This window comes from Streptomyces sp. NBC_01166 (assembly GCF_045039765.1).
Lineage (GTDB): Bacteria > Actinomycetota > Actinomycetes > Streptomycetales > Streptomycetaceae > Streptomyces.
Window position 1 is genome coordinate 4,938,326 of the sequence record NZ_CP108613.1, and the last position, 20,418, is coordinate 4,958,743.

Annotated in this window: 15 protein-coding genes; 4 read left to right on the plus strand and 11 right to left on the minus strand. The window is 71.1% G+C overall.

From position 1 onward, the window contains the following. Positions 1-4: 4 nt before the first annotated feature. The 4 genes from nuoL (at position 5) to recQ (ending at position 7,225) form a co-directional block, all read left to right on the plus strand. Positions 5-1,900 (plus strand): NADH-quinone oxidoreductase subunit L, encoded by a 1,896-nt coding sequence (nuoL, locus tag OG379_RS22785; RefSeq protein ID WP_405664933.1) that lies wholly within the window; start codon positions 5-7, stop codon positions 1,898-1,900. A 4-nt stretch (positions 1,901-1,904) separates the two neighbouring features. Further along, positions 1,905-3,476 (plus strand): NADH-quinone oxidoreductase subunit M, encoded by a 1,572-nt coding sequence (locus OG379_RS22790; protein WP_393757785.1) that lies wholly within the window; start codon positions 1,905-1,907, stop codon positions 3,474-3,476. Continuing rightward, the gene (nuoN, locus tag OG379_RS22795) at positions 3,473-5,137 is read left to right on the plus strand and encodes an NADH-quinone oxidoreductase subunit NuoN (RefSeq protein WP_405664934.1); all 1,665 of its coding nucleotides are present in this window, start codon (positions 3,473-3,475) and stop codon (positions 5,135-5,137) included. The genes OG379_RS22790 and nuoN overlap by 4 nt, the downstream gene beginning before the upstream one ends. Positions 5,138-5,254: 117 nt before the next feature. Beyond that, positions 5,255-7,225: a DNA helicase RecQ gene (gene recQ, locus OG379_RS22800; protein WP_405664935.1), complete on the plus strand. Its 1,971-nt coding sequence runs from the start codon at positions 5,255-5,257 to the stop codon at positions 7,223-7,225. 18 nt (positions 7,226-7,243) lie between these two features. Here recQ and OG379_RS22805 read toward each other — a convergent pair whose 3' ends face one another. The 11 genes from OG379_RS22805 to OG379_RS22855 form a co-directional block, all read right to left on the minus strand. Beyond that, positions 7,244-7,852 (minus strand): Uma2 family endonuclease, encoded by a 609-nt coding sequence (locus OG379_RS22805; protein ID WP_405664936.1) that lies wholly within the window; start codon positions 7,850-7,852, stop codon positions 7,244-7,246. 85 nt (positions 7,853-7,937) lie between these two features. After that, positions 7,938-10,664 (minus strand): fumarate reductase/succinate dehydrogenase flavoprotein subunit, encoded by a 2,727-nt coding sequence (locus OG379_RS22810; protein ID WP_405664937.1) that lies wholly within the window; start codon positions 10,662-10,664, stop codon positions 7,938-7,940. A 5-nt stretch (positions 10,665-10,669) separates the two neighbouring features. Further along, positions 10,670-11,416 (minus strand): ABC transporter ATP-binding protein, encoded by a 747-nt coding sequence (locus tag OG379_RS22815; RefSeq protein ID WP_405664938.1) that lies wholly within the window; start codon positions 11,414-11,416, stop codon positions 10,670-10,672. Continuing rightward, complete coding sequence (locus OG379_RS22820) at positions 11,413-12,276, minus strand: ABC transporter permease (protein WP_405664939.1); 864 nt, start codon at positions 12,274-12,276, stop codon at positions 11,413-11,415. The genes OG379_RS22815 and OG379_RS22820 overlap by 4 nt, the downstream gene beginning before the upstream one ends. Then, positions 12,273-13,646: an ABC transporter substrate-binding protein gene (locus OG379_RS22825; protein WP_405664940.1), complete on the minus strand. Its 1,374-nt coding sequence runs from the start codon at positions 13,644-13,646 to the stop codon at positions 12,273-12,275. Before OG379_RS22825 ends, OG379_RS22820 begins: the two co-directional genes overlap by 4 nt. A 15-nt stretch (positions 13,647-13,661) precedes the next feature. Then, the gene (locus tag OG379_RS22830; RefSeq protein WP_033297536.1) at positions 13,662-13,889 is read right to left on the minus strand and encodes a ferredoxin family protein; all 228 of its coding nucleotides are present in this window, start codon (positions 13,887-13,889) and stop codon (positions 13,662-13,664) included. Positions 13,890-13,922: 33 nt separating this feature from the next. Next, positions 13,923-14,693, minus strand: a complete 771-nt coding sequence (locus OG379_RS22835) for a GntR family transcriptional regulator (RefSeq protein WP_393757802.1) — start codon at positions 14,691-14,693, stop codon at positions 13,923-13,925. A 152-nt stretch (positions 14,694-14,845) separates the two neighbouring features. Continuing rightward, positions 14,846-15,517, minus strand: a complete 672-nt coding sequence (locus OG379_RS22840) for a GPP34 family phosphoprotein (protein WP_405664941.1) — start codon at positions 15,515-15,517, stop codon at positions 14,846-14,848. Further along, positions 15,514-16,743 (minus strand): fumarylacetoacetase, encoded by a 1,230-nt coding sequence (gene fahA, locus OG379_RS22845; protein WP_405664942.1) that lies wholly within the window; start codon positions 16,741-16,743, stop codon positions 15,514-15,516. The genes OG379_RS22840 and fahA overlap by 4 nt, the downstream gene beginning before the upstream one ends. Positions 16,744-16,853: 110 nt before the next feature. Continuing rightward, a complete protein-coding gene (locus tag OG379_RS22850; RefSeq protein ID WP_405664943.1) occupies positions 16,854-18,848 on the minus strand; it encodes a CocE/NonD family hydrolase in 1,995 nt (664 codons plus the stop codon). A 9-nt stretch (positions 18,849-18,857) separates the two neighbouring features. After that, positions 18,858-20,357, minus strand: coding sequence for a peptide MFS transporter (locus tag OG379_RS22855; protein ID WP_405664944.1), 1,500 nt, complete (start codon positions 20,355-20,357; stop codon positions 18,858-18,860). Positions 20,358-20,418: the final 61 nt, after the last annotated feature.

Sequence of the window (20,418 nt, forward strand, 5' to 3'; positions counted from 1 at the left end):
AATCGTGGAAAACCTGATTGCGCTGCTGGTCGCGGCGCCCCTGCTCGGAGCGGCGGTCCTGCTCTGCGGCGGCCGTCGGCTCGACCGGGCCGGACACTGGATCGGCACAGTGCTCGCCGCCGCGTCGTTCGTCATCGGTGTCGTGCTCTTCACCGACATGCTCGGCAAGGGCGCCGAGGACCGCGCCCTGCACCAGAAGCTGTTCAGCTGGATCCCCGTCGAGGGGTTCCAGGCCGACGTGGCCTTCCAGCTCGACCAGCTGTCGATGACGTTCGTCCTGCTGATCACGGGTGTGGGCACGCTGATCCACATCTACTCCATCGGCTACATGGAGCACGACGAGCGCCGCCGCCGCTTCTTCGGCTATCTGAATCTCTTCCTCGCGGCGATGCTCATCCTGGTCATCGCCGACAACTACCTCCTGCTGTACGTCGGGTGGGAGGGCGTCGGTCTGGCGTCGTACCTGCTCATCGGTTTCTGGCAGCACAAGCCCAGCGCGGCCACCGCCGCCAAGAAGGCCTTCCTGGTCAACCGGGTCGGCGACATGGGCCTGTCCATCGCGATCATGCTGATGTTCACCACCTTCGGCACGTTCGCCTTCGGACCGGTGCTCGAGGCGACCGGCGACACGAGCGAGGGCAAGCTCACCGCCATCGGCCTGATGCTGCTCCTCGCCGCCTGCGGCAAGTCGGCCCAGGTACCGCTGCAGTCCTGGCTCGGTGACGCGATGGAGGGCCCGACCCCGGTCTCGGCCCTCATCCACGCCGCCACCATGGTCACCGCGGGCGTCTACCTCATCGTCCGGTCCGGCGCGATCTTCAACGGGGCCCCCGACGCCCAGCTGGTCGTCGTGGTCGTCGGCGCGGTCACGCTGATCTTCGGTGCGATCGTCGGTTGCGCGAAGGACGACATCAAGAAGGCCCTCGCCGGGTCGACGATGTCGCAGATCGGCTACATGATCCTCGCCGCGGGCCTCGGCCCCATCGGCTACGTCTTCGCGATCATGCACCTCGTGACGCACGGCTTCTTCAAGGCCGGGCTCTTCCTCGGCGCCGGTTCGGTCATGCACGGCATGAACGACGAGGTGGACATGCGGAAGTACGGCGGCCTGCGGAAGTACATGCCGGTCACCTTCGTCACCTTCGGCCTCGGCTATCTCGCGATCATCGGCTTCCCGGGTCTGTCCGGGTTCTTCTCCAAGGACATGATCATCGAGGCGGCCTTCGCCAAGGGTGGCACCGAGGGCTGGATCCTCGGCTCCGTCACCCTGCTGGGCGCCGCGATCACCGCCTTCTACATGACGCGCGTGATGCTGCTGACGTTCTTCGGCGAGAAGCGCTGGGTGCCGGACGCCGAAGGTCACGAGCCGCATCCGCACGAGTCACCGAAGTCGATGACGATCCCGATGATCGTGCTGGCCTTCGGGTCGGTCTTCGCCGGAGGCTTCTTCTCCATCGGGGACCGCTTCATGCACTGGCTGGAGCCCGTCACCGGACACGACCACGGACACGCCCCGGTCAGCGCGACCACCGTCACCGCCGCCACCATGGTGGTGCTCGTCATCGGTGTCGCCATCGCCTGGGCCATGTACGGGCGCAAGCCCGTGCCCGCCGTCGCCCCGCGCGGCTCCCTGCTCACCAGGGCGGCCCGCCGGGATCTCCTCCAGGACGACTTCAACCACGTGGTCCTGGTCCGCGGCGGCGAACACCTCACCCGCTCCCTGGTCTACGTCGACCACACCCTGGTCGACGGTGTCGTCAACGGCACGGCCGCCTCGATGGGCGGGCTGTCCGGCCGGCTGCGCAAGCTGCAGAACGGCTATGCCCGCTCCTACGCGGTCTCGATGTTCGGCGGTGCGGCGGTCCTCATCGCCGCGACCCTGCTGATGAGGGCGGTCTGATCCCATGTCCTTTCCCCTCCTGACAGCGACGGCGGCGCTCCCGGCGATCGGCGCGATCGCCACCGCCGCCGTCCCGGCCGCCCGGCGCACCGCGGCCAAGTGGCTCGCCCTGGTCGTCTCGCTGGCGACGCTCGTCCTGGCCGGCATCGTGTTCGCCCGCTTCGAACCGGGCGGCGACCGCTACCAGCTCACCGAATCGCACGCCTGGATCAAGGACTTCGGCGTCCGTTACGAACTGGGCGTCGACGGCATCGGGGTGGCGCTCCTCGCGCTCACCGCGCTGCTGATCCCCTTCGTCATCCTGGCCGGCTGGCACGACGCAGATCCCCTGGAGACCAACTCCAGCCGCTGGCGGCCGACCCAGGGCTTCTTCGCCCTGATCCTGATGGTGGAAGCGATGGTGGTCCTCTCCTTCGTGGCCACCGACGTCTTCCTCTTCTACATCCTCTTCGAAGCCATGCTCATCCCGATGTACTTCCTCATCGGCGGCTTCGGGGACCGGGCGCACGCGGGCAGCGACGAGAACGCCGCGGCGCAGCGCAGCTACGCGGCCGTGAAGTTCCTCCTGTACAACCTCGTCGGCGGGCTCATCATGCTGGCGGCCGTCATCGGGCTCTACGTCGTCGCGGGGAGCTTCTCGCTCTCCGAGATCGCCGAGGCCCGGGCCAACGGGTCACTGGACATGGCGACCTCCACCGAGCGGTGGCTGTTCCTCGGGTTCTTCTTCGCCTTCGCGGTGAAGGCCCCGCTGTGGCCGCTGCACACCTGGCTGCCCAACGCCATGGGGGAGGCGACCACGCCGGTCGCCGTCCTGATCACCGCGGTCGTCGACAAGGTCGGCACCTTCGCGATGCTCCGCTTCTGCCTCCAGCTGTTCCCGGAGGCCAGCAAGTGGGCGACGCCGGTGATCATCGTCCTGGCGCTGATCTCCATCGTCTACGGCGCCCTGCTCGCCGTCGGCCAGCGCGACATCAAGCGGCTCATCGCCTACGCGTCGATCTCCCACTTCGGCTTCATCGTGCTCGGCATCTTCGCGATGACCAGCCAGGGCCAGTCGGGCGCCACGCTCTACATGGTCAACCACGGGCTCTCGACGGCCGCGCTGATGCTGGTCGCCGGATTCCTGATCACCCGGCGGGGTTCCCGTCTCATCTCCGACTACGGCGGGGTGCAGAAGGTGGCGCCCGTCCTGGCGGGAACCTTCCTCATCGGCGGCCTGGCCACGCTCTCGCTGCCCGGCCTCGCCCCGTTCGTCAGTGAGTTCCTGGTCCTGGTCGGAGCGTTCAGCGCGTACCCGGTGGCCGGGATCATCGCCACCGTCGGCATCGTGCTCGCCGCGCTCTACGTCCTCGTCCTCTACCAGCGGACGATGACGGGACCGGTCAGGGAGGGGATCGGGGGCATGCCCGACCTCAAGGTCCGTGAGCTGGCGGTGGCCCTTCCGCTGATCGCCCTGCTGATCTTCCTGGGCGTCTTCCCGAAGCCGCTCACCGAGGTCGTCAACCCGGCGGTCCAGCACACCATGCACGACGTACAGAAGAAGGACCCCCAGCCCGAGGTGGAGGCCGCCAAGTGAGCGCAACAGCTGTCCACAGCCTGTGGACGACGGCGGGCGAGGTGACATCGGCTGCCCCGGGCGACAAGTTCACCGCGCCGACCATCGAGTACGCCCAGCTGGCACCCGTCCTGATCGTGGTCGGTGCCGCAGTCATCGGGATCCTGGTGGAGGCGTTCGTCCCGCGACGGGCCCGCTACACCACCCAGGTGCTCCTGACGGTGGTCGCGATCGCCGCCGCGTTCGCCGCGGTGGTGGGACTCGCCGCCGACGGGTACGCCACGAAGAACGCGCACATCGCCGCGATGGGCGCCGTCGCCGTCGACGGACCCGCCCTGTTCCTCCAGGGCACCATCCTGCTGGTCTCCATGGTCTCCGTCTTCACGTTCGCCGAGCGGCGCCTCGATCCGGCCTCGCACGGCAACCGCGTGGACTCCTTCGCCGCCCAGGCCGGTTCGGTGCCCGGCAGCGAGGGGGAGAAGGCCGCGGTCAGGGCCGGATTCACCACCACCGAGGTCTTCCCGCTGGCCCTCTTCTCCGTGGCGGGCATGCTGGTCTTCCCGGCGGCCAACGACCTCCTGACGCTCTTCGTGGCGCTCGAGGTCTTCTCGCTCCCGCTCTACCTCCTCTGCGCCGTCGCCCGCCGCAAGCGGCTGATGTCGCAGGAGGCCGCCGTGAAGTACTTCCTGCTCGGCGCCTTCTCCTCGGCCTTCCTGCTCTTCGGGATCGCCCTGCTCTACGGATACGCGGGCACCGTCTCGTACGCGGGAATCGCGAACGTCGTGGACGGCAGCGTCCAGCAGATCGACCCGGCGCTCGCCTCCACCATGGGCAACGACGCGCTGCTGCTGATCGGCGGCGCGATGATCCTCATGGGCCTCCTCTTCAAGGTCGGCGCGGTCCCGTTCCACATGTGGACCCCGGACGTCTACCAGGGAGCCCCGACCCCGGTCACCGGCTTCATGGCGGCCGCCACGAAGGTCGCCGCGTTCGGCGCGCTGCTGCGCCTGCTGTACGTGGTGCTGCCCGGCCTCACCTGGGACCTGCGTCCCGTCATGTGGGGTGTCGCGATCGTCACGATGCTGGGCGGAGCGATCGTCGCGATCACCCAGACCGACATCAAGCGGCTCCTGGCCTACTCCTCGATCGCACACGCGGGCTTCATCCTCGCCGGTGTCATCGCGGCCAGCCCGGAGGGCGTCTCCTCGGTCCTCTTCTACCTCGGGGTGTACTCCTTCGTGACCGTCGGCGCCTTCGCCGTCGTCACCCTGGTGCGGGACGCGGGCGGCGAGGCGACCCATCTGTCGAAGTGGGCCGGTCTCGGCCGGCGCTCGCCGCTGACCGCGGCGGTCTTCGCGGTGTTCCTGCTGTCCTTCGCCGGCATCCCGCTCACCTCGGGCTTCTCCGGCAAGTTCGCCGTTTTCAAGGCGGCGGCGGACGGCGGCGCGGGCGGCCTCGTCGTGATCGGTGTGATCTCGTCGGCCATCGCCGCGTTCTTCTACATCCGGGTCATCGTCCTGATGTTCTTCAGCGAGCCGAAGGCGGACGGCCCGACGGTCGCCGTCCCGTCCCCGCTGACGATGACCACGATCGCCGTCGGGGTCGCCGTGACCCTGGTCCTCGGCCTCGCCCCGCAGTACTTCCTCGACCTGGCGAGTCAGGCGGGGGTGTTCGTGCGGTAACCGGACGAACGCGCTGCGACGCCGGACGGGCCTTGGAAAGTCAAGCCCGTCCGGCGTTGTCGTAGGCGGCGCCTATGGTTGCCGGTGACGGGTGAAGACGGACGGACGGGCGCGACCATGAGTGTGACGACCGAGAGCGCTGCACAGCAGACGCTGCACCGGGTGTTCGGTTACGAGGCGTTCCGCGGCGAGCAGGGCGCGGTGATCGAGCATGTCGTCGAGGGCGGCGACGCGGTGGTGCTCATGCCCACCGGCGGCGGCAAGTCCCTCTGCTACCAGATCCCCGCCCTCGTCAGGCCCGGCACCGGTGTCGTGATCTCCCCGCTGATCGCGCTCATGCAGGACCAGGTGGACGCCCTGCGCGCGCTGGGGGTCCGCGCGGGCTTCATGAACTCCACGCAGGACTTCGACGAGCGCCGCTCGATGGAGGCCCAGTTCGTCGCCGGTGAGCTCGACGTGCTGTATCTGGCCCCCGAGCGACTGCGCCTCGATTCGACGCTCGCGCTGCTGGCCCGCGGCGAGATCTCCGTCTTCGCCATCGACGAGGCCCACTGCGTCGCCCAGTGGGGCCACGACTTCCGCCCCGACTACCTGGCCCTGTCCGTGCTGGGCGAGCGGTGGCCCGACGTACCCCGTATCGCGCTGACGGCCACGGCGACCGATGCCACGCACCGGGAGATCACCCAGCGGCTGGGCATGCCCGACGCCAGGCACTTCGTGGCCAGCTTCGACCGGCCGAACATCCAGTACCGCGTCGTGGGGAAGTCCGACCCGAAGAGGCAGCTGCTGACCTTCCTGAAGGAGGAGCACGCGGGGGACGCCGGGATCGTCTACTGCCTCTCGCGCAACTCCACGGAGAAGACCGCCGAGTACCTCTGCCGCAACGGCATCGAGGCCGTGCCGTACCACGCGGGTCTGGACGCCGGCACGCGTGCTGCCCACCAGTCGCGCTTCCTGCGCGAGGAGGGTCTGGTCGTCGTCGCGACCATCGCGTTCGGCATGGGCATCGACAAGCCCGACGTGCGTTTCGTCGCCCACCTCGACCTGCCCAAGTCCGTCGAGGGGTATTACCAGGAGACCGGCCGCGCCGGCCGTGACGGAGCACCGTCCACGGCCTGGATGGCGTACGGCCTCCAGGACGTCGTCCAGCAGCGCAAGCTGATCCAGGGCGGCGAGGGCGACGAGGCCTTCCGGCGGCGCGCGGCCGCGCACCTGGACTCGATGCTGGCGCTCTGCGAGACCGTCCAGTGCCGCCGGGCCCAGCTCCTCACGTACTTCGGCCAGGAGCCCGGTGAGCAGGCCTGCGGGAACTGCGACACGTGCCTCAGCCCGCCCGAGACCTGGGACGGCACCGTGGTAGCCCAGAAGCTGCTGTCCACCGTGGTCCGGCTGAAGCGGGAGCGGAACCAGAAGTTCGGGGCCGGCCAGATCATCGACATCCTGCTGGGCCGTCGCACGGCCAAGGTCATCCAGTTCGACCACGACCAGCTCTCGGTCTTCGGTATCGGCGAGGAGCTCGCCGAGGCGGAGTGGCGGGGCGTGGTGCGCCAGCTCCTCGCCCAGGGGCTGCTCGCCGTCGAGGGTGAGTACGGCACGCTGGTGCTGACCGAGGAGAGCGGTTCCGTGCTCGGCCGGGAGCGGGAGGTGCTGCTGCGCAAGGAGCCGAAGAGGCCCACGACGCGGTCCGGCGGCTCGGGCGAGCGCAAGGCCAAGTCGGCGGCGGCCGTGCCCGACCTGCCGGCGGAGGCCGTCCCGGTCTTCGAGGCGCTGCGCGCCTGGCGCGGCGCCCAGGCGAAGGAACTGGGCCTCCCGGCGTACGTGATCTTCCACGACGCCACGCTGCGCGAGATCGCCGCCCTGCGCCCCGGCTCCTTGACGGAGCTGGGCGGGGTCAGCGGCCTCGGCGAGAAGAAGCTGGCGACGTACGGCGAAGGAGTGCTGGAGGTGCTGGCCGGACTGGGAGAAGCGGGCCCGTCGGCCGCTCCGGCAGCGGAAGCGGCTCCGGCCCCGGTGCCTCCCACTCGGACCCCGGCCCAGGACGCGGACCCGGAGTTCGGCTGGGACGAGGAGCCGCCGGAGTTCGAGTGAGCCGGGGCGGTGCGTGCGTCAGCGAGGGTCTGCCGCCCGGCGGCGGGAGACGATCGCGGTCAGGTCGAGATCCACGGTGAAGGGCATCGAGACCTTCATCCGGTCGTGGAAGATCCCCGTGGACGTGTAGGCGCCGGTCGCGGGTTCCAGCTCGAAGACGTAGACCACCGCCCGGCCGTCCTGGTTCTCCACCCGCCAGTAGTGGGGGATCTTCGCCCGCGCGTACTTCACGGGCTTGGTCTCCCGGTCACGGGTGACGGACTCGTCGGAGACGACCTCGATCGCCAGCAGCACACTGCTCGCGGGGAACCGCGTCTGTCGCAGACTCTCGACCGCGTCCGCACGCACCACGACGACATCCGGTTCGGGCCGGTTCTGGAAGTCGACGTCGATGGTGAACTCGCGAAAGACTTCCAGGTCGAGCGGTGCGAGCGACTGCAACTGCCACTTCAGGTAGTCGATGGCACGCTCATGGAAAACGGTCTGCGGACTCACAAAAACAAGGCTCCCGTCGATCAGCTCCGTATGCGGAGGCAGATTCGGGAGTGTGTCCAGGTCATCGGCGGTCCAGCCGCCCACGGGCGGGACCGCCCACCGCGGCTCGGGGGCCTCGGGTTCGATGCTCATCAGTGCTCCCATGGGACGAAGTCTCGCGGGCCCGTTCAGCGTATCCGGCGAGAACCGATCATGGCCGCTCAAACGTGTGAGCGAGTCACGCGTCGTTGACCACCACCCCCCGCGCCGCGTACGCGCGCACGTCCGCGTCGGGGTCCGTGAGTACCCCGGCCAGGGCCTCCCGTGCCGCCCCGTGGGCCGTGTGGTGGAGCAGGGCCAGCACCCCGGCCTTGCGCACGTCGGCGTTCGGGTCACCCAGCGCCCCCGCCAGCGCCGCGACAGCCGGAACAGGACCGGCCGAGGAGAGCGCCGTCGCGGCCCCCGCCCTGACCTGCCAGGCCGGATCCGTCAGCGCCGCGGTGGCCTGAGCCGCATACGGCTCCGGGCACCCCGTCGCCGCGAGCGCCGCCAGGGCCGCCGCCCGCACCAGCGGGTCCGGGTCGGACAGCAGCGGGGCCAGCGGTTCCGGGCCGGGGGAGCGGGTGGCCGCCAGCCCCTTGGCGACGGCCACCCGGACCTCGCGGGACGGGTCGGCCACGGCCCCGGCCAGCAGACCGGTCGCGTCCACCGAGACGAGGGCGCTCACCGTGTGGACCCGTACGTCGATGTCGGGGTCGCCGAGCGTGCCCGCGAACAGCTCCGCGTCCCCCAGCCGCAGCGCCCGCAGGGTGTCCAGCGCCGTGGACCGTACGACGGGGTCGTCCGAGCCCAGGGCCGCCACCAGCGGTTCGCGCAGGGCCCGTTCGGCCGGCAGCACCTCGACCAGCTCCCGCAGGGACGCGGCGGCAGCCGCCCGCACCGACGGAGCGGGGTCCGCGAGCGTCGCCGCCAGCGCGGGCCCCGCGCCCGCCGGCGTCGACTCGGTGAGCGCCGCCACCGCCGCCCGCCGGACCGCCGGTTCGGGGTCGGTCAGGTACGGGGCGAGGTCCGGCAGCTCCGGCTGGTCCTCGGCCAGCGCGAGGAGTTCGAGGATGCGGGGAGAGGGGCCGGACGAAGCCGAGGCGGAGGCCCCGGAGCGCACGGGCGCCGTCGAACCGGAAGGGGCCGACTCCCGTGCCCCGGCCGTCGCCACCTGCTCCGCCTCGACCTCGCCGAGCTCCCGCGAGACCCCGCCCACCGGGTCGAAACCGTCCACCGGCACGAGATAGGGCGCCACCGGCCGGGCTGTGAACTCCATCGCCCCCGAAGCGGACTTACGCAGGTCCAGGTGGTGGAACCAGCCCGTGTCGTCGCGCTTCGGATGGTCCGTACGCTCGTGGTACAGCCCCCAGCGGGATTCCGTGCGGGCCAGGGAGGAGCGCGCCGCCATCTCCGCGCAGTCCCGGATGAAGCTCACCTCCGCGCACCGCATCAGCTCGTGCGGGGTGGTCGCCCCCATCTCCCCGATGTCCGTGCGCATCCGCTCGAAGTGCTCCAGGGCGAGCGAGAGCCGCGCCCCCGACTTGGGCGGTGCCACGTAGTCGTTCACGAACCGGCGCAGCTTGTACTCGACCTGGGTCTGCGGCGGGCCGTCGGGGTTGCGCAGCGGCCGGTAGATCAGCTCGTGGGCCTCGCGCAACTGTTCCGCGGGGAGCTCGCCCTCGTAGGCCGTGTACTGCGAGGCGTCGGCGCCCGCCAGATCGCCGTAGACGAACGCGCCGATCATGTAGTTGTGCGGGACGCAGGCCAGGTCCCCGGCCGCGTACAGGCGCGGCACCGTCGTGCGGGCCCGGTCGTCGACGCGGACGCCGGAGGCCGAGTGGCCGCCGCACAGGCCGATCTCGGAGATGTGCATCTCGATGTCGTGGGTGCGGTAGTCATGGCCCCGGTTGGCGTGGAACGTGCCGCGCGTCGGCCGTTCCGTGGTGTGCAGGATGCCCTCCAGGGCGCTGACGGACTCCTCGGGGAGGTGGCTCAGCTTCAGATACACCGGCCCCCGGTCCGAGGCGACCTCCGCCGCGAACTCGGACATCATCTGCCCCGACCAGTAGTCGGAGTCGACGAACCGCTCGCCGTGCCGGTTCACCTGGTAGCCGCCGAACGGGTTGGCGACGTAGGCGCAGGCCGGGCCGTTGTAGTCCTTGATCAGTGGGTTGATCTGGAAGCACTCGATCCCGGTCAGCTCGGCGCCCGCGTGGTACGCCATGGCGTAGCCGTCACCCGCGTTCGTGGGGTTCTCGTACGTCCCGTAGAGGTAGCCGGAGGCGGGCAGTCCGAGCCGGCCGCACGGCCCGGTGGCCAGCACGACGGCACCGGCGCGGACCGTGACGAACGCTCCGGTACGGGTGTTGAAGGCCGCCGCCCCGATCGCCCTGCCGTCGTCACCGGTGAGGATCCGGACGGGCATCACCCGGTTCTCGATGCGGATCCGCTCCCGCATCTCCCGGCGCCGCAACTGCCGGTAGAGGACCTTCTTGACGTCCTTGCCCTCGGGCATAGGCAGGACGTACGAGCCGGAGCGGTGCACCTGCCGGACGGCGTACTCCCCGTGCTCGTCCTTCTCGAACTTCACCCCGTACGACTCCAGCCGCCGCACCATTCCGTAGCCGCGCACGGCGGTCTGCCGGACGGTGGACTGGTCGACGATGCCGTCGTTGGCCCGGGTGATCTCGGCGACGTAGTCGTCGGGTTCGGCCCGGCCCGGGATCACCGCGTTGTTCACGCCGTCCATGCCCATGGCGAGGGCGCCCGAGTGCCGGACGTGCGCCTTCTCCAGCAGCAGGACGGAGGAGCCGTGCTCGGCGGCGGTGAGCGCGGCCATCGTGCCGGCCGTGCCGCCCCCGACGACCAGGACGTCGCAGGAGAGTTCCTCGGCGTCGGTAAGGGCGGGGATCTGCACGGTCATGCCTTTCAGTGGGCGGGAGTGAGCGATTCGAGGACCTCGCGGCGCAGCGCGACGGTCGCCGGGTCGGCATGCGCGGCGCGTTCGCGCGGACGCGGTACGTCCAGGACGCGGCCGGTGGGCAGCAGAGCGACCCGGTCACCGAGGAAGAGCGCCTCGTCCACGTCGTGCGTGACGAAGACGACCGTGGCGCCCGTGCCGTGCAGGACGTCGACGAGCAGTTGCTGCATCCCGGCCCTGGTCTGGGCGTCCAGGGCGCCGAAGGGCTCGTCCATCAGGACCGCGCGCGGCTCGGCCGCCAGAGCGCGGGCCAGCTGGACGCGCTGGCGCTGACCGCCGGAGATCCGGTGCGGGAGCTTCGCGCCGTGCCCGTCCAGGCCGACCCGGGCCAGCCATGACTCGGCGCGTGTCCGGCGTTCGGCCCGTGCGACCCCTCGGATGGCCAGGGGCAGTTCGACGTTCGCCCGCACCGTGCGCCACGGCAGCAGGGCGTCGTCCTGGAAGACGAGGGCCCGCTCGGCGCGGGGCGTGGTGATCGCCTCACCGTCCTGGGCGACCTCGCCCCCGAGGGCGGGCAGCAGCCCGGCCAGGGTGCGCAGCAGCGTGGACTTGCCGCAGCCGGAGGGGCCGACGACGGCGAGGATCTCACCGGGTACGACATCGAGGTCGATCCCCTCCAGGACGGGGGTCCCGGCCCTGCCGAGCACGGCACCGCGCAGGGTGAGCCGGACGCCTCGGGACGTGGTGGTGGTCATGGGTGCACCCGCTCCTTCGACAGGGGGACCGGCACCGCCGCCGGAGAAGCGACCGGGTTCCGGCGCCGTACGGGGGACGGCGGACGGTTCTCCGTACGCGGCAGCCACCGCGTGAGCCGGCGGCCCAGCAGCTCCACCGCCGTCGAGGTGATCCACCCGAGCAGGCCGATCGTGGCCATGCCGACGAAGACCCCCGGATAGTCGACGACCGTGTAGTCCTGCCAGGTGCGGTAGCCGACCCCGTACTCGCCGGAGATCATCTCTGCGGAGATCACACAGATCCACGACACCCCGATGCCGACGGAGAGCCCGCCGAGGATGCCGGGGAGCGCGCCGGGCAGGACGACGGAGCCGAGGATCCGCCACCGGCCGCCGCCCATGGTCAGGACCGCCTCCTCCCACACCGGGGTGAGCGCCCGCACCGCGTGCCGGGTGGAGACCATGACCGGGAAGAACGCCGCGGTGCAGGTGATGAAGACGATGCCCTGTTCGTTGCTGGGGAAGAGCAGGATCGCCACGGGCACCAGGGCGATCGCCGGTACCGGGCGGATCACTTCGAGGACGGGGCCCAGCAGGTCCGAGGCGATCCGGGACCGTGCGACGGCGGTGCCGACCGTGATGCCGAGGACGGCGGCCAGGGCGAAGCCGGTGACGATCCGGGTCAGGCTGTCGGTGAGGTCCTGCCAGTACGCGTCGCCGCCGAGCCGGTCCCCGAACGCCCTGGCCACATCGGTCACCGTGGGGAACTGCTCGAAGCGCAGCCACAGACTGACGTCGTAGGTGGTCAGCAGCTGCCATACACCCAGCGCGGCCACCAGCGACAGGGCCCGCAGCGCGGCCGACCACCGCCGCCCCCTCATGAGGCGCGGGCCTGTTCGAGCGCGGTGGCGTACGGGACGATACGCGCGCCCGGGTGCGCGGCGGCGTCCGCGCGGGCCGCGGCTCCGGTGACGTACGGCCTCAGCTCCGGGCCGTCCGACACCCAGACGGCCCGGTCCGCGAACCACAGGGTGCCGGTGCCCGCGTCGGGGACGTACGCGGCGCGGACCTTGCCCGCGTGCCCGGCGGCGTACCGCAGGACCTCGGCGGGAGTGGCGAAAGCCGTTGTGGTGTCCTCGCCCTTCAGCCAGACCTCCCCGCCCCGCGCGGCGGGCGGGCCGGCGGCCCGTGCCTTCGCGTAGGCGGAGCCGTACACCCGCTTCACGTACCGCTCGTCGACGAAGTCGTCGACGTCCACGTCACCGACCAGCTTCGCCGAACGCAGCACCGGGACGTCCTTCTTGAGCGCCGAGACCAGGGCGGGCTTCACCGTCGTGTCGAACGTGGCGATGCCCTGGGCGCCGTTGTAGAGGTGGACGACCTCGGCGGGCAGCCCCGTCGCCTTCGCCACCGACTCGGAGGCCGCCACCGGGTGCTCGTGCAGATACTCCGTCGCCCGGCCCTGTGCCCGGAGGAAGTCCTCCAGCACGGCGGGCCGCTTCTCCGCGAAGTCCTCGACGACGGTGACACCGTGGAAGGTCGGAAGATTCAGCTCCGCCCCGTCGTAGAGGGCCTTTGCCCTGCCCTGGAAGGCCAGCAGCCCGGGCCATGCCACGAACTGCGACAGGGCGTCGGCGCTGCCGGCCTGGAGTGCCGACGCCCCCACGGCGGGCTGCTGGTTGAGCTTGCGGATGTCCTTCTCCGGGTCGAGCCCGGCCTGCTGGAGCGCCCGGACGAGCGTCCCGTCGGCGGCCGAACCGACGCTCGTGGAGACCTTCCTGCCGCGCAGGTCTCCCAGGGAGCGGAGACCGGAATCAGGGCCGGTCACCACGGTGTTGAGGCCGCCGCGCAGGTTGTAGCCGGTCACCGAGACCAGCTTGGTCGGACGGTTCAGCTGCTTGCCGCGCGCCGCGTTGATCAGCAGCGGGAAGTCGCCCATCGAGCCGATGTCGATCTTTCCCGCGGTCATCTGGGCCGTGATCGGGGCGCCGGTCGCGTAGTCCTGCCACTTCACCTCGTACGTGACGCCGTCGCGCTCCCCGCGGGCGCGCAGCTCGTCCTCGAAGTAGCCGAGCGACCGCAGCAGGGTGCCCGCCGTGACGGTGTTGATGGTCCTGGACTGATAGCCGACGGTCACCGTGACCGTGTCGTCGTCACCCGCGCTCGCCTCGCCGCCGCAGCCCGCCGTGAGCGGGACGAGCAGTGCGGAGGTCAGCAGGGCCCCGGCAGTACGGCTTGCCGTTCGTCGCATGGGAGGAGTGGCCTTTCACCGGAGGAGGTAGGGCATGTTGACCGTGACCGCGTCGGTGGGACACCGGGCCGCGCACGGGCCGCAGTACCAGCACTCGTCGACGTGCATGTAGGCCTTGCCGCTGTCCGGGTGGATGGCCAGGGAGTCGAGCGGGCACATGTCGACGCAGAGGGTGCAGCCGTCGATGCACTTGGACTCGTCGATGGTCACGGGCACGTCGGCCCGCTGGGGCGCCAGAGGCATGGCGGTCTCCAGGAAAGAGGGGGAAGAGGGGGGTCAGTCGGACCTGTGCAGCAGGCCGCTCATGCTGATGCGGTCACCGCGGAACCGGATGAACTCCAGGTCCACGGGCCGCCCGTCACAGAGATGGGTGAGGCGTTCCAGCATCAGGACGGCGGCGCCCTGCGGGGTCTCCAGGACGGCGGCGGAGTGCGCGTCGGCGTTGACGGCCTCCATGGTGATCTCGGCGGTGCCGAGCGGCCGGCCGGTCAGGGACTCCAGCAGCCGGAAGACATCGGTGTTCTCCAGGTCGCACCCCAGCAGCCCGGCTCCGATGTCCATCGGGATGTACGTGAGGTCGAGCGACAGCGGCAGCCCGTTCAGCAGCCGGCGCCGCTCGATGTAGAGAACGTCGGTGTGCTCCGCGATCCCGAGCCGGCGCGCGACGGGGCCCGGCGCGGGCACGGGGCCGACGGTGCGGACCTCGTTGGTGACCCGGCCGTGTTCGTGGAGGGTCTCGGCCAGGCCCTGGAGCCGGTCCAGGCGGTGCGGGTACCGCTCGCTGACGACGACGGTGCCGACGCCCGGCTGCCGTTCCACCAGGCCTTCGGCGCGGAGCAGGTCAAGGGCCTGGCGGACGGTGTTGCGGGAGACGCGGTAGTCACTGCCGATGGCGTCCTCGAAGGGCAGCACCCCGCCCGGGAAGCCGCCCGTACGCACCTGGTGGCGCAGCAGGTCGGCCAGCAGCCGGGCATGGTCCGCGCGCAGCCGGCGCCGGCGGGCGGCGGCGACGGGCACGGTGTGCTCACGGGTGCGTTCGGCTGGCATGCGCTGGACCATACCGACGGGGTCCGCGCGATGGTGTTGCCACAGTGTTGCGCCACCTGCGGACGCCGGGCGTACCGCCGTGACCAGGTGTTCTCCGCCCGGCCGGCGAAGATCTGCCACCCGGACGACCACCCCTCGGACACCGGAGGGCGTCAGCCGTCGCCGCCCCCGCCACCGTCGTCCCCGCCACCGGCCGCTGCGGCCTTGTCCTGGCGCACATTGCGGTGCACGGCCTGCGCGGGCCACTCCTCGCGGGCCAGGGACCGCACCGCCGCGCGCGTGCGGCGGTCGCCCTGCCTCACCACGGACGGCAGCTCCACCGCCGCCGCCAGCGCCGCGAGCAGACGGTCCCCGCGGGCGGGGAAGTCAGCCGCACGGGCCTCCTCGAAGCGCTGCCGCACCTGCTCCGCCGGGGAGGCGGGACCCGCCGGGTGCCGGTGGAACGGGAACAGGCCGAGGAAGCGGCGGGACTCCCGGCGCAGGACGTCGCGCTCCACCAGGGCGTCCAGATACAGTCCTTCGGCCCGGCGTCCCGACTGCCGCACCCAGCGCCGGGACGGGGTCCCCGAGCCGAACCTGCTCTTGCCCGGCGGCGGAAGGCTCCGCAGGAACACCGCGAGCAGCGGATCCGGCGGGTCCAGCGGATTCACGACGACCACCCGGCCGCGCTCCTCGGCGATCCGCCCCTGGAGCTCCAGCTCCGCCAGGACCGCCCCGGCGACGCCGTACTCCAGGAACCGGCCCCGGCAGTACGGCTTGCCGCGAACGGGATCCAGGGCGAGCAGCAGCAGCCTCTCGGGGAGCGTGGGCGCGGCGCCGGTCACGCTGCGGCCGTGATCCGTCCGGTGACCTCGCCGAGCCCGACCCGCGTGCCGTGCGGTCCGGGCGCCCAGGCGGTCAGGGTGACGGTGTCGCCGTCCTCCAGGAACGTCCGCTTGCCGTCGGCCAGGTCCAGCGGATCGCGGCCGTTCCAGGTGAGTTCGAGCAGGGAGCCGCGCTGGCCCGGCTCCGCACCGCTGACGGTGCCGGAGCCGTACAGGTCGCCCGTGCGCAGCGACGCGCCGTTCACCGTCATCTGCGCCAGCTGCTGGGCAGCCGTCCAGTACATGGAGGCGAACGGGGGCTCGGAGACGGTCTCTCCGTTGATCTCCACCGAGATCCGGATGTCGAAGCCGCCCGGCTCCTCGTCGTCCGCGTCCTCCAGGTAGGGGAGCAGCTCGGCGTCACGGGCCGGCGGCGCCGTCCGGGCCGCGTCCAGCGCCTCCAGCGGAGTCACCCACGCCGACACGGACGTCGCGAAGGACTTGCCGAGGAACGGGCCCAGCGGCACGTACTCCCAGGCCTGGATGTCCCGTGCCGACCAGTCGTTGAGCAGGGAGAGCCCGAAGACGTGCTCGCGGAAGTCACCGAGCGCCACGGGGGAGCCCTGCTCCGAGGGGACACCGACGACGAAGCCGACCTCGGCCTCGATGTCCAGCTTCACCGAGGGGCCGAAGACGGGGACGGGGTCGGCCGGCGCCTTGCGCTGCCCGGAGGGGCGGACCACGTCCGTGCCGGAGACGACGACCGTGCCGGCCCGCCCGTGGTAACCGATCGGCAGGTGCTTCCAGTTGGGGGTGAGGGCCGCGCCGTCGGGACGGAAGATCCGCCCCACGTTGGTGGCGTGGTGCTCACTGGCGTAGAAGTCGACGTAGTCCGCGACCTCGTACGGCAGGTGCAGGGTCACCGAGTCGAGCGGGTACAGCAGGGGTTCCAGGTCCGGGCGGTGGGACGGGACCGTCACCCACGCCGTCAGTGCCCGCCGCACGTCCCGCCACGCGGTGCGCCCCGCCGCCAGCAGCGGCATCAGGCTGGGCTGCGCCAGCAGCCGGGCGTACGGCGAACCCAGCGCGTGGGCCGCCGCCCCGGCGTCCAGCACGTGCTTCCCCACACGGACTCCGACCCTTCGGTCCTCGGGGCGTCCAGGGGTGGAGAACACGCCGTACGGAAGGTTGTGCGGACCGAAGGGATCGCCCTCGGCCAGGTCGAGCGGGCTGCTCTGCTCGGGCATCTGTCGCTGCCCCTTTCCAGTCGCTTGAGGAACACGGTACGTGGCCGCCGTCGGCGGGCGGCAGCGCCTCAAGTAGGCGTAATGCCCGGAAAGTTACGCGATAACCCTGGTCAGCCCGCCGTGCGGGGGATCCGCTTCTCCCAGGTCCGGTGGAAGACGATCTCGTCGCCGTCCCTGCACACGACCTCGTTGGACGTGATGAAGTCGTCCGCGTCCGCGCTCGTCTCCGAACGGGTCTCGATCCGCACGTCCCAGGCCATCTCCGGCCGGTGCAGCCGGATCGTCCAGTCCGAACGGGCCCGCGCCGACAGCGGGTCGTCCTCCTGGATCGTGTACGTCTCCAGGGCGTCCTCGGTGAACTCCAGCCCGTCGGGGTAGACACGCGTGCCGCCGTAACGCGGATCGACCTCCAGGCGCCACTCGCCCTTGGCGACGTCCCGCACCACCAGACGCTCCGGGCGCTGCTCGTCGAGTGTGGCCGGGTACACGACGCCGAGCGGCTCCGACTGCTCCGGCTCGCCGAAGGTGATGCCCGGGTCCTCGGTGTGCCGGCGCACCGGGAGCTCGACGAGGCTGCCGTCCGCCTCGAGCGTGAAGCCCGCCGAGCCGGCCTGGGGCCAGATCCACGGCCAGTACGAGGAGGAGACGGCGAGCCTGATCCGGTGGCCGGGCGGGAAGGTGTGCCCGATGCCGTTCAGCTCGAAGGTCACGTCCTCGGTCTCCCCGACGGGCCAGTCCTCCGCGCGGTCGCGTCCGTGACGGGTGGCGAGGTTGAGGGCCCCGCGGGTCACCAGGGTGGAGGCCCCGTCCGGGGCCACGTCGCAGAGCCGGGCGATCGCCTGGCCGCGCGGTACGTCCATCCGGACCCGGAGCGTCACCCGGGGGCGGCCGAGGATCTCGATGGGGGCGTCCTCGACGGGGAACTCGAAGCACACCGATTTGGCGTCCTCGTCCCGCTGGTCGGGCGGCAGGTCGGCGTCGTTGCCGAACGGGAAGAAGCGGCCCGCGTCCAGCCCGGTCTGCTGCGGTGAGCGGACGGTCTGCGGTCCGCCCGCCAGGGCGTACGCCACGGGGGCGACGTTCTCGGACGGCCAGCTCGCGTCGCCGACCCAGCGGCCGGGCAGCGTCTCGTACACCGTGGCAGGCGGGTGCGAGCCAGTGATCCAGGACCTCAGGAGGGGCTCGTTCATCACCCCGGTGTCCTCGTCCTTGAGGTGCTGGTCCCACCAGCGCAGCGTCTCCTGGAGGAAGCCGATCGCGGGTCCCGGGGGGAGGCCCCGGTCCGGGTACTGGTGCGACCAGGGGCCGATCAGCCCGCGTACCTGCCCGGGGTCCAGGTGCTCGACGAGCCTCAGGACGGTGTCGCGGTACGGGTCGTGCCAGCCGCCGACCGCGAGGACCTTCGCCTTGACGGCGCCGTAGTCCTCGCAGACGCTGCCGTGCTTCCAGTAGTCGTCGCGGGTCTGGTGCGCCAGCCACGTGTGGATGAACGGCTCCACCTTTTCGAGCCGCCTCAGCCACATGTCCCGCCAGTCGTCGCCCACGTCCGCCGGGTCCGGGGGCCGGGAGACGAAGGCCAGCATGGTGGAGGCCCAGGCGTGCATGTCCACACCGAGGACGGAGCCGCCCATGTAGTGGACGTCGTTGTCGTAGCGGTCGTCGGTCGAGCACACGGTGACGACCGCCTTCAGGGGCTCCGGTGCGAGCGCGGCGATCTGGAGCGAGTTGAAGCCGCCCCAGGAGATCCCGAACATGCCGACCTTCCCGGAGCACCACTCCTGCTGGGCCAGCCAGTGCACGACGGCCACCCCGTCGGCGAGCTCCTGCGCGTCGTACTCGTCGCCCGGCATGCCCTCGCTGTTGCCGTGCCCGCGGACATCGACCCGCACGGAGGCGTATCCGTGGCCCGCGTACCAGGGGTGGCGCTGCCAGTCGCGCGGCGCCGTCCAGTCGCTGAGCCGGTAGGGCAGGTACTCCAGCAGCGCGGGCACCGGTTCGTCGGTGACCGGCCGCCAGATCCTGGCGTACAGCTGGGTGCCGTCCGCCAGAGGGATGTAGAGGTCCTCGTGGGTGGTCTCGTACGGGAAATCGGTGCGGATCTGCATGGCGGTACCTCAGTGGACGGGGTGCATGGTGCGCTTGAGCCAGGGAGCGGCGGCGATGACGGCCACACCGGCCGCCACCGCGATAGCGCCATTGACACCGAAGTAGGCGGGGTTGGAGACCTCGCCGTAGAGCTTCACGATCTGTGCCTGGATGCCGTTGGCGAGGGCCAGCGACAGGAACCACAGCGCCATCGTCTGGCTGGCGAACGCCCTGGGGGCGAGCTTGGTGGTGGCGGACATGCCGGAGGTCTCCAGCAGGATGTCGCCGAGGCCGAGCAGGAGATAGGAGCCGACGATCCACCAGGCGGCCATCTTGTACGTCTCGTCGGCGTGGCCCGAGGTGGGGATGACCATCAGGAGGAAGGACAGACCGCCGAGGATCACCCCGATCGCGATCTTGTTCGAGGCGTGCGGCTGGCGCGGCCCCATCCGGGCCCAGACGGCTGCCACGACGGGCGCCAGCGCGACCTCGAAGGCACCCAGCGCCGAGGCGTACCAGCTCGCCGGGAAGTGGAAGCCGAAGATCTCCGTACGGGCGTTCGTCGAGGCGAGCAGCATCATCGTCGAGTACGCCTGGAAGAGGATGAAGTTGAAGACGACGGAGGCCAGGAACAGCACGACGTACGGCCGGAGCCTGCCGCGCTCCTCCGGGGTGACCCGGGGGCTCCTGAACATCACGGCGAAGTACACGACGGGTGCGATCACCGAGACGAGGGTGAGGACGTCGACGAACCGGTCCATCGTGAGCCAGCCGGCGAGGGTCAGGGCCGTCGCCACCAGGGCGGCCAGCACGACGCCGGCCACGATCGTCAGCACGGCCCGGCGCATCGGGCCGGGGGCGAGGGCGTACTCCGCCGCGTGCTTTCGCCCGGCCAGGTGACGCCGGCCCGCGACGTACTGGATCAGGCCGAGCGTCATGCCGACCGCGGCGGCCGAGAAGCCCCAGTGCCAGCCCGCGTGCTCGCCGAGCCAGCCGGTGACCAGCGGCCCGGCGAAGGCGCCGATGTTGATGCCCATGTAGTAGAGCGCGAAGCCGGCGTCGCGGCGCTGGTCCTCGGTGCGGTAGAGCTTGCCGACCATCGAGGCGACATTGGGCTTGAGCAGCCCCGTCCCCGCGCTGATCAGGCCGAGGCCCACCCAGGTCATCGTGGCGGTCGGCACGGCCATGGCGTAGTGGCCGCAGGCGATGAGGATGCCGCCGTAGAGGACGGCGCGGTACGAACCGAGGATCCGGTCGGCCAGCCAGCCGCCCGCGACGGACACCAGATAGACGAGGGTGCCGTAGGCGGCGGAGACGGAGGCGGCGGTGCCGGGGTCCATGCCCATGCCGCCGTCGGAGACCGTGTCGGCGAAGAAGAGGACCAGGATGGCCTGCATCCCGAGGAAAGAGAAACGCTCCCAGACCTCCAGCCCGGACAGGGTCATCAGACCCCGTGGCTGGCCGAAGAAGGCGTGATCGTCTCCGGGCGGTGGCTGGGCCGGTTCGGTACCGGTCGGGGCGTGGGACAAAGCGACAACTCCTGATCGTATGAGCTGATGCCGAACATACCGGCGGTGGCGGGAAGGCGCC

Coding starts and splice junctions, on each gene's coding strand:
- OG379_RS22790 (WP_393757785.1), top strand. CDS start 1,905: ATGTCCTTTCCCCTCCTGACAGCGACGGCGGCGCTCCCGGCGATCGGC.
- recQ (WP_405664935.1), top strand. CDS start 5,255: ATGAGTGTGACGACCGAGAGCGCTGCACAGCAGACGCTGCACCGGGTG.
- OG379_RS22805 (WP_405664936.1), bottom strand. CDS start 7,852: ATGAGCATCGAACCCGAGGCCCCCGAGCCGCGGTGGGCGGTCCCGCCC.
- OG379_RS22810 (WP_405664937.1), bottom strand. CDS start 10,664: ATGACCGTGCAGATCCCCGCCCTTACCGACGCCGAGGAACTCTCCTGC.
- OG379_RS22815 (WP_405664938.1), bottom strand. CDS start 11,416: ATGACCACCACCACGTCCCGAGGCGTCCGGCTCACCCTGCGCGGTGCC.
- OG379_RS22820 (WP_405664939.1), bottom strand. CDS start 12,276: ATGAGGGGGCGGCGGTGGTCGGCCGCGCTGCGGGCCCTGTCGCTGGTG.
- OG379_RS22825 (WP_405664940.1), bottom strand. CDS start 13,646: ATGCGACGAACGGCAAGCCGTACTGCCGGGGCCCTGCTGACCTCCGCA.
- OG379_RS22830 (WP_033297536.1), bottom strand. CDS start 13,889: ATGCCTCTGGCGCCCCAGCGGGCCGACGTGCCCGTGACCATCGACGAG.
- OG379_RS22835 (WP_393757802.1), bottom strand. CDS start 14,693: ATGCCAGCCGAACGCACCCGTGAGCACACCGTGCCCGTCGCCGCCGCC.
- fahA (WP_405664942.1), bottom strand. CDS start 16,743: ATGCCCGAGCAGAGCAGCCCGCTCGACCTGGCCGAGGGCGATCCCTTC.
- OG379_RS22850 (WP_405664943.1), bottom strand. CDS start 18,848: ATGCAGATCCGCACCGATTTCCCGTACGAGACCACCCACGAGGACCTC.